This is a genomic window from Microcoleus sp. M2_D5 (assembly GCF_036701935.1).
GTDB lineage: Bacteria > Cyanobacteriota > Cyanobacteriia > Cyanobacteriales > Microcoleaceae > Microcoleus.
The window spans coordinates 1-15,571 of record NZ_JAUBRP010000080.1; the positions used below are offsets into that span (position 1 = coordinate 1).

A 15,571-nucleotide genomic window follows, 5' to 3' on the forward strand; every position below is an offset into this window, starting at 1 on the left:
TTTAAAAGTTTTTTTTAGTTATTTAGTAATGCACAAATTTAGGTGTTTGTCAAATTAATTTAGATGCGTTTACCCTGTATGAATATCGACCATCGGCTGAGCGGAGTCAGGATGCGATTACGATTGAACAGGCGGCAGTTGCCCTTGCTTGTTTTAGCGGTGATACGGAAATAGTGGTTGCAGCAAAAAGAGAAATTAGTCAGCTTTATAAGCTTTATTATGATAGGTTATTTAGTAATACACTTTCAGGAGTTACGCTTTGTCGTTATGTGCGAATATTCCAATATCTCGATCGGATTTTTGCTAATTCTGAAACAGCGGAGACCGAGAATCGCCGCAAAATGTTTTATCGGCATGGTAGATTTTTTATTCTAAATATTTTATCACGCCATTATAAATTATTGCTAAATAAGCCCGATGTTGATTTGTCTGAAGCTGACAAGACTGAATTTTCACGAATTGGTCTAGAACTTGCCGAGTTGATTTATAATATTAGTGAATCTCAATTTGCTAGTGAGCATAAGGGCTATTTAGCAATTTTTAAGAATTCAACTGATGTTAAACCTTTAACGAGTTTGGTGATGCAGGAGTTAGCTCGCAGGGATGCTCAGGCTGAAAATCCGAATATACCTACAGTTTAACTTTTGAGATAGATATTAATTATGAATAAGAAGCAGAGACTAGAACTAACATGGGTTGGTAAGGATATTCGCCCCAAGCTGGAGCCGCGAATTTTACTGGAAGATCCAGAAATATCTTATCATGCTGCTCATCAGGTGAGTGAAAATGATATTTTTGATAATCGCTTAATTTTTGGGGATAATTTGTTGGCTCTCAAGGCTTTAGAGTCTGAGTTTGCAGGAAAAGTTAAGTGTATTTTTATCGATCCGCCATATAATACAGGCTCAGCTTTTGAACATTATGATGATGGAATTGAACATTCTATCTGGCTTGGTTTAATGCGCGATCGTTTAGAGATTTTGCGTAATTTATTATCGAATGATGGTTCTTTATGGATCGCGATTGATGACAATGAAGCACATTATTTAAAAGTGGTTTGTGATGAAATTTTTGGTCGCAACTGTTTTATTACATCTTTTATTTGGAGAAAAGTTGATAGCCCTAACGATAATAAAGTTGCCATTACACCCGATCATGAATACGTTCTGTGTTTTGTAAAAGATCCGAGATTAGTACAGTTTAAACAGAAACCTGATAACTCAATTCTCCATGCTTATAGACAACCTGATTCAGAGTCAGATCGCCCTTACAGAGATCGATTATTAAAAAAGAACGGCAAAAGTAGTCTTCGGTCAGATCGACCATCAATGTTTTTTCCAGTTATTGCTCCTGATGGTACAACAGTTTTTCCAATCCATGACGATGGCCGAGAGGCTTGCTGGGCGATAGGTAAAAAAGGAGTTGAAGATTTGATAGCTCAAGGAAATTTAATTTGGAAACAGCGCCAACAAAACGGTATAAAGCGATGGGTTCCGTATACAAGAGAATTTGCAGCCGAGGAGCCTTCTCGTCCGTATCCAACAATTTGGAACGATCTCGATACTACGCGACAAACCAAAGCACATCAAAAGATTTTGTTTGGCGAGAATAGTTTGTTTGAAACACCAAAACCAGAAGATATTATTTGTCGCATCTTACAAATTTCTACAGAAATAGGTGATCTGGTTCTTGATTCTTTTGCAGGTTCAGGAACAACAGGCGCAGTCGCGCAGAAAATGGGAAGACGCTGGATCATGATTGAACTCGGCGAACATTGTCATACCCATATCATTCCCCGACTCAAAAAAGTAATTGATGGCGAAGATCAAGGGGGAATTACTAAAGCAGTTAACTGGAAAGGTGGCGGTGGGTTTCGTTACTATCGTCTCGCACCATCCCTACTAGAAAAAGACAAATGGGATAATTGGGTGATCAACAAAACCTATAACGCCGCCATGCTTGCCGAAGCACTCTGCAAAATCGAAGGTTTCACCTACGCACCATCCGACACTTTGTATTGGCAACATGGCTATTCCACTGAAAGCGACTTTATCTATGTCACCACCCAAAATCTTAGTCACGAACAACTATCCAAACTTGCAGACGAAGTAGGACAAGAACGCACCCTACTTGTTTTATGTACCGCCTTTCGAAGCGAAACCGACATATTCCCAAACCTCACCGTTAAAAAAATTCCCAAACAAATCCTTTCACGGTGTGAATGGGGACATGATGATTACAGCCTAAAAATTGAAAACTTGCCAAAAGCACCCCCAAAGTTCGGACAACTATCACTATTTGACCTGGATACCTATGATAAATAAACTGGTTAATAATATTTCTAATCGTCTCAGTCTGCGCCATCCTCAGCGCCAATCTTTAGAAATTATCGATCGCATTTGTGAACTCTTATCCATCCCAGACATCACAGATAGAGAAACAAGTTTAGTCGCCCTCAAAAAAGAATTCCCAACGTTTACTGACTTCGAGCGCGACTTTCCCTCCCTATGTTTTGCCCTAGCCACAGGTGTTGGTAAAACTCGACTCATGGGCGCATTTATTAGTTATTTATACCTAGCATATAACATTAAAAACTTTTTTATCCTTGCCCCAAACCTAACCATTTATAACAAACTAATTACCGACTTTACGCCCAACACCTCAAAATATGTATTTACGGGTATCTCTGAATTTGCGATCTCTCCACCAGTCATCATCACAGGTGACAACTATGAAATGAATGCGCGAACGATCTTAGATCAACAAATTTCATGCAAAATTAATATCTTTAATATCTCAAAAATTAACTCAGAAGTGCGTGGTGGCAAAAGCCCTAAAATTAAACGACTATCCGAATATATTGGCGAAAGCTATTTTGATTACCTGTCTCAATTAAAAGACCTCGTAATTCTCATGGATGAATCGCACCGATATCGCGCCTCAGCAGGAGTTCGCGCTATCAATGAATTAAAACCATTAATGGGGCTAGAACTTACCGCCACACCCTTTGTCGAAACCAATAAAGGTTCAGTAGCTTTCAAAAATGTCATCTATGACTATCCCCTCGGACGTGCCATAACCGATGGATTTGTTAAAGATCCTGCCGTCGTCACCCGCAAAGACTTTAACCCCGCGTCAATGTCACCAGAAGCGATCGAGCGTCTTAAACTAGAAGATGGCATCTATCTCCATAAAAATATTAAAGCTGAATTAGAAACCTATGCTATTCAAACTGGAAGAACGATTGTTAAACCTTTTGTATTAGTTATTGCCCGTGACACTACCCACGCCTCAAAACTGATGGAACTCATTCAATCTGATGAGTTTTCCGAAGGAAATTATAAACATAAAGTTATTCAAGTTGACTCTAGTAAAACGGGCGCTCAAGAAGATGAAATGGTAGAGCGATTGCTCAAAGTAGAACATACTGATGAACCTACTGAAATAGTTATCCATGTAAATATGCTCAAAGAAGGTTGGGATGTCACCAACCTCTATACAATTGTCCCTCTGAGAGCCGCAAATTCCAAAATCCTGATCGAGCAATCTATTGGAAGGGGCTTGCGTTTGCCCTATGGAATGCGTACAGGTGTAGAAATAGTCGATCGCCTAAATATCGTCGCCCATGACAAATTTCAAGAAATTGTCGATGAAGCAAAACGCCCAGAATCCCAAATCCGCTTAAAACAAATTATCCTTACAGATGAAGACTTACAGCAAAAGACACAAACAGTAATTTCGCGATCGCAACTAGCCCAAAATCTAGGACTTCACCCCGAACAACCCATTAATTTACCTGATAATTTACCTGAAACAGAACCCCAAAATATTCAACCATCGCTATTTCAATCACCTATAGAACAAAAGATTGCACAGCTTACATACCAAGAAATCCTAAAGCTTGAAAGCCGGCCCGAAGAAGTCCCAACCACCGCCCATCTCGCATCCCCACAAGTTCAGGGAAGGGTGCGCGAAGCCGTAGCTAGAGAATATCAACCCGCACAAATGGAACTTGAAGGCATAATAGCACCTCCAGATATTGAAGCGATCGTTGCGAAAACAACGAATTTAGTGATTCAGCAAACCATCAATATTCCTAAGATTCTGGTTATTCATAAAGGGGAAGTGCGATCGGGTTTCAGGTCTTTTGCCCTAGATGTCACAGGCTTAAATTATCCCGTTCCCTCCCAAGAAGAATTACATATTCAATCCCTAACAACGAATAAAGTTGAATTTATGGGAATTAGCAAAGAAAACTTTGAAGAATTACGGCTTGAAAACTATATTGTCAAAAATCTAGTCAACTTCGATGATATTGCCTATGACGAACACGCTGATTTACTCTATGACCTGGCGGGTCAAGTTATCAGTCATTTTATGACCTACTTATCGGAAGGAGATACACAGAAAGTTTTACGCTATTACCAAAGGGAAATTACCAATTTTGTCCGCAGCCAAATGCAGCAAAATTTCTGGGAAGAAACAACAGGTTATGAAGTCAAAATCAGTAAAGGTTTTACAGCCTTAAAAGATAGCGCATACACTACAAATGCTAATAATTGCCTTGATTATAAATCTTCGCCACGAGACAAAAGCAATATGTCCAAATATCTGTTTACAGGCTTCTCCAAATGCCTCTATCGAGAACAGAAATTTGAAGCGGAAGCAGAAAGAATACTAGCACTGATTTTAGAAAGGGATGCCATCAAGTGGTTTAAACCTGCAAAGGGGCAATTTCAGCTTTATTACAAATGGCAGGGAAACTATTCAGAATATCAACCGGATTTTGTTGCGGAAACAGAAGAAGTTATCTATATGCTTGAACCAAAAGCTCGAAATGAAATGGACAATCCTCAAGTGCTTGCTAAGAAAAATGTCGCAGTTCAATGGTGTCAATATGCTTCGGACTATATGCTAAAGCACGGTGGCAAACCTTGGAAATATGTCTTAATTCCCCATGATGAGCTCGAAGAAAATATGACACTCCAAAAACTAAGCGATCGCTATACCGCCACTACTAAGGGTTAATTTCAGGGGCGATCGGGATCGAAAGTTACAAGCCAGATGCTTCCCAGTCGGTAATCGCTGCTTGCTGCCATGCTTCATCCTCATCGGTTAATCGATCGCTCAGTTCATCCAGCAATAAACAGGCTTCTACCATTGCCTGCTGTTCTTGTTGTTTGCGCCACGCTTGCAATAAAATCTCAACTAGGCGACTGCGATTTTCTACACGCTCGTCAATGTAACGCACTAGCTCATCTGGCAAAGAGATAGATACTTTCATAGATATTAGTACCACTTTTAATACTACCAATGGTAGCAAAATGATACAGCAGATTCCAAGCTGATGAAGTAGAGCAGCAGCAACGCCCATTCCGTCTGATTCCGATCGCCCCAGAATCCTACACAAAATTAGCCGGATCTTGGTCTCGCCGATGCTTCAGCAGAATCGGAGAACCTTGGCCATCACCCACCAAAGCCGCCGTTTCCTCCAAAGCTTCCCTCAGCCGCTTGGCCGCGTAAATCGACATATCGCGGGGCACATTCACCCGATCGCGCAAATACCGCAAAGCCGCATCAGAACCGGGCGGCGGCGTACAAACTTCGCCAGTCATCATCAAAGTTAAAGCACAACGCAAAGCTTCATCGAACAAGTTGTCATCAGCAGGATTGACTCGAATGATGTTGCGGTGGTGCTTGATGACGCGGTGAAGTGCTTCAGCGCGGGAAGTTTCCGGTTCTGGATACATCACATCCGGCAGTCCAGCCCAAGGCCCATTATCCACGCGGGCTTTATTGAGTAGCATCTGAGGTTCGCCGTTTTCATAACACCCGCCCATTTGAGGCGGTAAATCGTGGACGTGGGTGTGAAAATCGCTCTGAGTGCCGCGATAGGTAGGGCGGGTTTCCATCGCCGCAAACCAGTCAGCAAAGCGCGGGTTTTCTTCGCGCATTGAGTAGCCTTTGTAGTAGTAAAGACTGGCATTCATCCGTTCGACGTAGGGCGTAAAGATGACATCCGCCGTGCCAAATTCATCTAGGAAATAGGGCCCCGGAGTGCTGCCGAGAGCTTTTTCTACTTGGGCGACGACGCTGATAAATTGGTTGCGGTTGTGTTGTTCTACTTTGGCTGAACTTGCTGGGTAGCACAGCCAAGAGCACCAGGCTCTAAATAGCAGTCGCTCTAACCGCCGCAGGGGAATCACTGCGGGGTTTTCCATGCCCAAACCCAAGGGGCCGTAGACTCGTTCGAGGGCGATTAAGATATCGTCGCTTTCGGTGATGATGCGGCCGTCTAGTTCGATCGCCGGTAGCATTCCCGATGGCACTTTGCGCTTGTACCAACTTTCCTTTTCCCCGTAGCAGAACATTGTAACTTTGTCAATTCGGTAGGGGATTTGTTTTTCTTCCAGCCACAGCCAGATTTTTTGGCAGTAGGGACACCAAGCATGGTTGTCGCGGTACAGGGTGACTCGCACATCGGATTCGGTTTGTCCGAAGAGGCGCAACCGGGATTGAGCGTTGGTGGGGCCGTTGGTGCGATCGATTTGAAAGTCTGTGAGGGCTTCTAGTTGTGTCCAGGTGAGGGGGGTGGCGCGGGTGGTGGTGGATGTCATGGGTGAATTAGTGCGGATGATGGTTGTCAGAAATATAGACTAAATGTATATCGTTTCTAAGTCGCGATCGTCCACAAGTTAGCCACCCCCTTGATGATTCGGCGGTTAAAAGAGACTGTTGACTTTTTATCAAGGGTATTATCCCTCATACAAAGTCACAACGAATAGCGAGAATTCTTATCTAATCACAATCACATTAAATAATCTAATTCAACTTGACATTCATATTTTGTAGTTTCTCTTTTAACCATTCCTCAAACAGAAGATTTTCCAAATCTCGCTTTAAAGCACCTTCTAACGAAGCAGGTAGCAGTTGTTCAACTTTCAGCAAACAATAGCGTCCCTCAATTTGAAGCGGGCCAATAATTTGCCCTACTTGTGCATTTTCTGTCGCCTTGCGAACCATTTCTGGCATCTGAGCGCGAATAACTGGCCCCATCACGCCCCCAACTACCGCATCATCTACGGTGGAGTATTGTTTAGCTAATTGGGCAAAATCTGCACCCTGTTCTAGTTGCGGTTTCAAATCTTGAGCAATTTCTGGATGCTGTACGACTATTCGGGAAAGGACAACCCGAGCTAAATTTTCTTTATTTTGCACAAAGTATTTTTGTACTTTTAATTCCGTGACCTTTTCTTTGAGATTTTCTTGTTTAATCCGAAAACTTACTTGCTGTTTGAAGTCAGCATAATTTATCCCATTTGTCAATAACCATTTTTGAAAACTTTCAGGGCTAGTTAATTGCTGTTGCAACCGAAATTCTAGGATAAATTGTTCTATAATTTCAGATTCCGGTTCGGGAATTTCTAAAGCTTTTATTTCGTTTTCTACAAGATACTGCTGGGCAATTTCTAACACAACTGTTGATAATTTACCAGCCGTGCGGAGATAGTCAAGGGATTGTTCTAAAGATAAAGTTACACTGTCGATCGATAAAAAATTGTTGATGTCCATTGGAAACTGTTGGTTAATGAGGGCTGTTGAAATTTTAGGGGCGGGTTACAACTATCCCTAGTTTACCCGCCCCGCATCGATACTAGCCAACTAGCAAGTTGAGCAACGTGGGATTGCCAGCCACTTTGGCAAGGGAGTTGGCGACACCTTTGAAATTGCCATCGCCTACTGCTTTGAAAGCATTGACTAAATCCTCGACACCGGGAATCATGTACATTCCTTCAAAGAAAGCATCCAAATACTTACCTTCTCTTAAGTTAACAGCAGCTTGGGCTAAATGTTCGCCTTCCGGGAATCCAGCAACTTTGAATCCTGTAGAAAGCGCTTTTAGGTAGTCGCCTTGCTGCAAACTCCACGCCATGTCTACCCAGTTCTTACCATCTTGGAACTTGGCAACGTCAAAGCCAGTCGAGAGTGCTTTGAGATAATCGCCGTCCTTGACAGATAGCACCATATCTATCCAATTTTTACCATTTTGGAACTTGGCAATGTCAAAGCCAGTAGAAAGTGCCTTGAGATAATCACCGTCTTTAATAGACCAAGCAGCATCGACCCAACTTTGAATCGTTTGGAAGTTCGAGTTTAAGAAAGCACCGATTGCTTTGCGATTCGCTTCCGCAGTTTGGCGCGTACTTAATGAGGTTGAAACATAGGGCGATACCAGTCCTAATGCGGCTAAGAACAGGGTATAATCTAACTCTTTGTATTGGAAAGCTGGATTGCTCAAATCGAGAACGGAAAGAGAAGAGAATTTAACCCCAGATGCTTTTTGTTCGCCCTTAATTTCCACACCATTGAGCACAGCAAGTCCGTGTTTTTCCCAGACAAAAGGATTAGAGTACGAGGAAAGAACGGCTTGACCGGGCAGGAATGCTTCTCCAGCCATTTGGACGATATCGCCAGATACGACATAGTGGGTTACATTTTCTGGATTTCCTCCATTGAGGGCAAATTTAAGCGCGATCGAATCATCAATTCCGGGAGAATTAAAGGTGACAGTTTGACCCACCTTATCTGTGAATTCAGCCGCAATTGTTTGAGCTAAAGCACCGCCCAAACTGTGACCAACAATATCAGGACGGCGACCTTGCTGATTTTGAGCCGCTAACCAAGCTTCGATCTCATTCTTATTCGCTTGGAATTGACTGTATCCAATGCTGATAGGATTGGCATCTTCCAAAACATCTTTTAACGTTGCGATGCCTTGCCGTTCCGTTGGGCTGCCTCCCGTACCGCGAACGGCAAGAACGGGTGGTTTACTGCCATCTGTTGAAACGAGACCAACGGCATAAAATCCAGTGTTTGGATCGGAAATTACTTTGTTAACTGTGTAACCGGAGTTCAGCACTTCACCGACAGCAAGTTGATTGCCCGAAATACTGTCATCTTTGAAAGCATCTTCGGCAGTAGCAGATACTTTAGGATCTTCGTAGGCAATACCGCGAGCCAGATATTCGTATAACTTGTGTTTTTGCGGGATAGCGGCGGGGTCTATACTTTGTCCTGGCAGCGAGTAATCGTCTGTAATAGCATCAAAAACATTCCCGACAAATGTTCCAGCATTGCCCAAGCCAGCCGTTTCTAAACCTGCACTCAAAGCTTTCTTGTAGTCGCCATCTTTAACTGCCCAGGCAACGTCTACAAATTTGTCAGCATTGGCAAATCCAGTGGTTGATAAGCCCGTACTCAGAGCTTTTTTGTAGTCACCATCTTTGATAGCCCAGGCAATATCGACAAATTTGCCAGCATTATTAAACCCTGCACCCGACAACCCTGCACTTAAAACATCCTTCCAGTCGCCATCTTTCATCGCCCAGGCAACATCTACAAAGGTGTTTGCGACATTGTTTTTTACCTCAAGCTCTTTGAGGATATCTTTTAAGGCTGTCTTGTAGTCTTTGTTGATAATTCCCCAGCCGACATCTACTAGGATATTGACCAGCTTTTCTGGAACAGCCGAGCCACCGGGTATTATACCTAGCACTCCATTGATAGCGTTCTTGACAACCTGTTTCCAATCTCCTCCAACCAGGGCAATCAATCCTTCGATACCATTGACAACAGTGCCGACAACTGGAATTTTCTTTAAGACATCGAGGACAGCACCAACGTCTATGCCGTCGAGGCTACTCTTGAGCTTTTCACCCAGATCCTTAGAAAACTGCTTGACGCTATCACTCAAGCGGTCAAAAAATCCCTTTTTAGCTGCCTCCTGTTTCTGGCGGATGCGCTCTAGCTCCTGTTGTTGCCATGCTTTAGCTGCTGCTACTGCTGCCTCATATTGCTTGTTTTTTTGCTCCAAGTTTCTCTCATCTTCTTGTAGCTGACTTTTAAGAGCAGCAATTTTTGCATCTGATGCTTTCTGATGTAGATCAATTTCTGCTTTTTTCGCATCAACTTGCTGCTGAAGCGCTATGATTTCGGGAGTTACTTCTCCATTAGTCTGTTGGATTGCAGCATTAAGCATCGCTTGACGTTGACGCAATTCTTCCTCGAGCTTTTTACGCTCTTCTTGTGCTTTTATCTTCTCATTTTCTAGTTTTTGCTTAGACTCATTAACCTTATTCTTTGCAGCATCCTTTGCTGTCTTTGTCTCTTCCAACTGGCGTTTAATATCCTCGTTCGTAACAAGGATAACCTTCTTAATCCCTCCCCATGTTACGCTTCCTAGCCATCCACTCCAACGAAGAGGCTCGTCTTCAATCTCGTAATGAGAATAACTTTGACCATCTATTTTCGGTAAGGGATTAAGTGCCTGATAGGTATTTACCATTAGATTCGCTGGCGCTTCCGCTATTGCATCTCCTGTAACCCAATCAGGTAACCAGTCTGGCAAACCATATCGGAAGTAAGGTAATGCTCGAAAGACTTCTTTTCGTGTAATATTTGTGGCTCGCTCGGATGCCACAGCATCAGTTGCACCGTTCCAAACCGAACCTGTTAGTTTTGCTTCTAGGTCGGAGTGGTAGTAGTAGTTATAAAACTCAGGCCAATAAACCGCTGGAATGTTGGAGTTTTTGAGCGTATCCTGAACGAGATTAAAACTAGGAGGTGTGTAAACTTGTGGTTCAGTTGCTTTTGCTAAATGAACAGCAGCAGCAATATTCAACAACCCTAAACCTGTTTGCGTATCCCAACCTGGTGTATTTAAATCGGTTGCTGTTCGTTTGAGGATGTCGATAATTTGGGTGTAGTTTAGATTAGGATTGGCTGCCCACAATAAGGAAGCTGCACCTGTAACTTTAGCTGATGCAACAGATGTGCCAGATGTTCCATTGCTGGCAGTTCCTTGTGCCAGAAGATCAACACCTTTGCCGTAGTTGGCATAATCCACTTCGCCATAGCTAGAATAATCGGCTCGATTCCAATCTTCAGCAGATCCCACTGTAATGATGTTGTCAAATTCTTTAACGGCTTCACCAAGAGCAGACATGGTGCTTGCTTGATTGCCTGTTGCTGTCACAATCAAGACGTTATTTTGCTGGGCGTAAGTCAAAGCTGCTCGTTCTAAAGCGGTTAGTTCATAACGAGTAGTGATGCTACCATCTGCATTGGTTTGAGTTAAGTCAAAACTGAGGTTGACAAGAGCATTTGATTCACCTGAAGCTTTAACTGTATCTACATATTCAATCAAAGATTGCGCCCAATCATCGGAACCAACGGCAAGCCCTAACCACAGAGGCGATCGATCGTTAATTCCATCAATGCCAATATCATTCTTACGAGTACCAGCAATAATTTCCAATATCTTGCTGCCGTGATCGTTACCTTCACCTGGTTGCAGCAATGGGTTAGTATCACCATCCACCCAGTCTTTACCGAGTGTAATTCGGGAGCCATCAATATCGGGATGAGCTGCACTAAAGCCTGTGTCAATAATGCCAATCAAGGGCAAACCAGATTTGGGAGTATTATCAGCGGGGTTATACCAGCGGTCTTCAGATTTGAATATTTTTGCCCAAGTATCAATCTGAGCTTCGGTATCACCTCCCCAGTCATTCCAGGAATTTTTGATAGCGTTATGCTCGTTCCAAGCGTTACTTACAATTTGCCAACGTTGTTGATTTAAATTGTAATAATCACTCCAAGCATCGTTAAAGATAATATCCCTGTTGTTCTGGAGTTCGCTGTATTGGTTCCAAGAGTTGTTTAACTGGCTAGCAATGGTGCTGTATTCGCTGATAGCGTTATTGATTGCAGTTTGTCGAAAGTCTCCAATCGTGCGGTATTCGTTCCAAGCGTTATTAAAGACAGCATTGCTTTGATTCTTCAGAGCAGTATACTGGTCAAGGGCTTGTTTGTGATAGTTGTATAAAGATTCCACCTGACTCCAGGTATCAGGGTATAGTCCTCTATTTGGATACAACGCATCCCATGTCTCGCTGTAATAGCGGTACATTTGGTTGTTAGCATTTTGGATGCTTGTATGGAGAGGATTTGCGTTATATGTGTCTTGTGCTGTCTTGATTTCGCTCCAGAGGCTATTTACCTTGCCAACTGTTTTTTGGTCTGCGCTAGCGATCGTTTGCCAAAGCTGATTTACGTTTGTTTGGCTCCGATCGAGAGCAGACCATGTATCGTACAACTGATTAGATGTGTTGTTTTCGGCAGTATAGATTTCTCCTGCAAGTTTTACTGCTAAGTCTGTCAGGCTGTTATTAATGTTGGTCAGCTCATTTTGGAAGCTATCTAAATCTGCATTACCTTGACTTATAACAGCAGCGAAATCTTTTTTAGTCTGTTCTACCCAGCCGTCAACATTTACTGTTAACTCGGTGGTGGATGCAGAATTAGTTTCCTGTGGAGTGGATATAATAGCTCCTATCTCTTCAGCTTCATTCGCAACAGTTTCTACTACAGTTGGCTGTGTGTTTGATGCTGAGTTAGTGTCTGTTGTCGTGGATGCGATCGCACTTATTACCTCATTGTGATTATCTGAGGTTTCCACTACTGTCGATTGTGCTGTAGTTTCTGAGTTTGTATCTATTGTGGTGGATGCGATCAGATTGACTACCTGCTCATTCTTTAAGGTTTCCCCGATTGCGGGTTGTGTGTTTCCTGCGGGATTAGAATCTGTTGTGGTGGATGCGATCGCTCCCACATTATTTTCTGACCAGGGTTTATCGGTAGCGATCGCTTGTTCTTCACCGCTATTGGTTCCCGTTGCATCAGTTAACACAACTGTTTCTACAACTACAACGGATGACTGATTTTGAGTTTCTGTAACCCCCCCAGTGTTAGTAGAATTTGACGAAGAAGATGTAGCAGATGAAGTATTAATTACCGGGGTTTCTTCGTTGCTTGGTGCGATCGCTCCTGAATTATTATCTGTTACTACAACTGAATCGGGATTTGTTGGAGGAGTATCGGATACGATCGATCCTGCATCCCCCGTGACGCTAGATGAAGACTCGGTTGTAACAACTGGCTGTTCTGACGATACTGGTGTAGTTGCTCCAGAATCAAGCGGTGCGATCGCTTTATTTTCACTCTCAGAAGTTACCGCTGTTTGATCTGTGACAGGGGAAGTTTCCTCAACGGAAACAGATGGTTTCTCGATCGCGGGCGCGAACTCATCGGAGTTGGTAGAAGTTACCTCAGTTTCGGTTTTAGCAGGATCGGATGTTGCGGGTGTCGTGACAACAGGGGTGTCTGATTTTGATACTTCAGAGGCGATCGCTTCTGTTTTGCTATTGTTATCTACCTGGTTATCTTTATTGCCGAAAATGCTATCATACAACTCATCTGTGACCAACTCCCCAACTTTGGGATTCTCCGGTGTTACGTAAGGTTTAGCGTACTCAATCAACGCTTTACCCAAGTTAGTTGGACGCCAATCTTTATTTAGATCGATGACGCTATCTATACTGACTGCGCTCCCTGTCGCACCCCGCACCTGGAAGATAATGTCATTGTAGTCGCTATCTGTACCTGGCTTGTCTACCCGCAAATCTTCCATCACAAAGGTATTTCCTACACCCGTGACATCGGCAATTTGCCCTGTCATAAAGCTACCATTTGGGTTAGCCATAGGCAGGGAAAATAAAGGTCGCGTGTCCTTGCCTTTTGCAGACTTGTTGGCGACTTGCTGTAAGTTAGCTCGATTAGGAACTAAGATGAAAGCAAACCTATCCCCTGGAAGCATGGTAAAGGTTTTAACGCCTTTATATTCGCCTCGATCGCGGTTGATATCGTCAGGGAGATCGCCACTAAATCTGGCTCCTTCAGTAGCATCGTTAAGGACGACATAACCCAAATTAGAATTACTTACCGATCTGCGTGCAGCCTCAGTAATAAAAGCATCGGAGTTTTGAGCTAATTTCTCCATCCCCTCTAGATTAAAAATCCCTAACTCTCCCTCATATCCACCACCGTCAAACAGGTAATCAATCCCAACTTTGCCAGTTTCATCAACTTTAAATACCCCCGTGTTAAATGTAAAGCTTTGAGATGTTAGCTGGGTGATATTCTGGGCGGGTGTGCTGGTTATGGATGTTTTAGTTACGTCAGCAGTGGTTGAATTTATTGAATTTTTTGGGGTTTGACTTGAATCAGTTATATCTGATGTAGATGCGAGCGCTTTATTTTCGCTCTCAGAAGTTACCGCTGTTTTATTTGTGACAGGGGAAGTTTCCTCAACGGAAACTGATGGTTTCTCGATGGCTGGTGCGATCGCGCCGGAGTTGGCAGAAGTTACCTCAGTTTCGGTTTTAGCAGGATCGGATGTTGCTGCTGCTGTAGTGACAACGTCTGATTTTGATAATTCAGAGGCGATCGCTTCTGAATTATTATTGGTTACTACTGCTGAATCGGGATTTTTTGCAGGGTTGTTAGATGCGATCGCGCCGGAGTTGGCAGAAGTTACCTCAGTTTCGGTTTTAGCAGGATCGGATGTTGCTGCTGCTGTAGTGACAACGTCTGATTTTGATAATTCAGAGGCGATCGCTTCTGAATTATTATTAGTTACTACTGCTGAATCGGGATTTTTTGCAGGGTTATTAGATGCGAACTCATCGGAGTTGGCAGAAGTTACCTCAGTTTCGGTTTTAGCAGGATCGGATGTTGCTGCTGCTGTAGTGACAACGGCGGTATCTGATTTTGATAATTCAGAGGCGATCGCTTCTGAATTATTATTGGTTACTACTGCTGAATCGGAATTTTTTGCAGGGTTGTTAGATACGATCGCTCCTGCATCCCCCGTGACGCTAGATGAAGACTCGGTTGTCACAACTGGCTTTTCTGACGATACTGGTGTGGTCGATCCAGTGTCAAGCTGTGCGATCGCTGGATCTTCACTCTCAGAAGTTACCGCTGCTTTATCTGTGACAGGAGAAGTTTCCTCAACGGAAACTGATGGTTTCTCAATCGCTGGTGCGAGCGCTACATTTTCAGTTGAAGTAATGGAAGTATCTGGCGTCTTAGATTGACTTGTTGCTGGCGTAACGTTTTCTTTTTGCTGTTCCGTATTGTTAAGTGTTTGGCTTTGAGAAGCAGAAGGATTCGTTAATGAGTCCTCTTTTGAATTATCTATTACCGCTTCGTTTACTTTTAAGCCTGTTAAGATATCGATTTCCGTATCGGATGTACTAGAGTTAGATGTTACATCATTTGAAAAAACACTTGTTTTGCTGGTGCTAGAGCTGGGCAAAATTACATTATTAATTTCCTCAGTCTTTAAGTCCAAAATACTTGGTAATATATCTTTTATAGTGGCTGAGTCGTTAGCGCCAACTGAATTATTAACAGAGTTTCCACTGTTTATTTTATCTGATGCTGGTACGAGTGCATTTGTCGCTCCTATTACTGCATCTAGGTTGCTTTTTTCATGGTCAAGGTTAAGTGTAGCGTTGTAATTAATTAATTCGCTCACGGTATATGCCCTCTGATTTATCTGCGTTGAATGGGTGATTTTACTTAATTTATCCTGGGCTGACTTTCCAACAGTAATTTTTTAATAAGAATTGCAATAAAATTAAGCATCTATTGCAATGCCCATTAC

The 15,571-nt window shown here is 42.9% G+C and carries 7 protein-coding genes; 3 read left to right on the forward strand and 4 right to left on the reverse strand.

Going from position 1 to position 15,571, the window contains the following annotated elements; all coding sequences use genetic code 11:
• Window positions 1-173: 173 nt before the first annotated feature.
• The 3 genes from QUA50_RS24730 to QUA50_RS24740 are packed head-to-tail and all read left to right on the forward strand — an operon-like array spanning window position 174 to window position 5,028.
• Entirely contained in the window at window positions 174-641 is a 468-nt protein-coding gene (locus tag QUA50_RS24730) for a hypothetical protein (protein ID WP_333263528.1), read from the forward strand.
• Between the two features lie 21 nt (window positions 642-662).
• The gene (locus QUA50_RS24735) at window positions 663-2,324 is read left to right on the forward strand and encodes a site-specific DNA-methyltransferase (protein WP_333261500.1); all 1,662 of its coding nucleotides are present in this window, start codon (window positions 663-665) and stop codon (window positions 2,322-2,324) included.
• Window positions 2,314-5,028 carry a DEAD/DEAH box helicase family protein gene (locus tag QUA50_RS24740; protein ID WP_333263525.1) on the forward strand — a complete coding sequence of 905 codons (2,715 nt, stop codon included), beginning with the start codon at window positions 2,314-2,316 and terminating at the stop codon, window positions 5,026-5,028. Before QUA50_RS24735 ends, QUA50_RS24740 begins: the two co-directional genes overlap by 11 nt.
• A gap of 25 nt (window positions 5,029-5,053) precedes the next feature.
• Here the strand turns inward: QUA50_RS24740 and QUA50_RS24745 are convergent, their stop codons facing one another.
• The 4 genes from QUA50_RS24745 to QUA50_RS24760 all read right to left on the reverse strand — a co-directional run bounded on the left by QUA50_RS24745 (window position 5,054) and on the right by QUA50_RS24760 (window position 15,442).
• On the reverse strand, window positions 5,054-5,284 hold the full coding sequence (locus QUA50_RS24745) for a hypothetical protein (RefSeq protein ID WP_333263522.1): 231 nt from the start codon (window positions 5,282-5,284) through the stop codon (window positions 5,054-5,056).
• Between the two features lie 118 nt (window positions 5,285-5,402).
• Window positions 5,403-6,617 (reverse strand): glutathione S-transferase family protein, encoded by a 1,215-nt coding sequence (locus QUA50_RS24750; RefSeq protein WP_333263519.1) that lies wholly within the window; start codon window positions 6,615-6,617, stop codon window positions 5,403-5,405.
• Window positions 6,618-6,822: 205 nt separating this feature from the next.
• Window positions 6,823-7,572, reverse strand: coding sequence for a peptidylprolyl isomerase (locus tag QUA50_RS24755; RefSeq protein WP_333263516.1), 750 nt, complete (start codon window positions 7,570-7,572; stop codon window positions 6,823-6,825).
• A gap of 82 nt (window positions 7,573-7,654) precedes the next feature.
• Entirely contained in the window at window positions 7,655-15,442 is a 7,788-nt protein-coding gene (locus tag QUA50_RS24760; RefSeq protein WP_333299465.1) for a S8 family serine peptidase, read from the reverse strand.
• Window positions 15,443-15,571 lie beyond the last annotated feature (129 nt).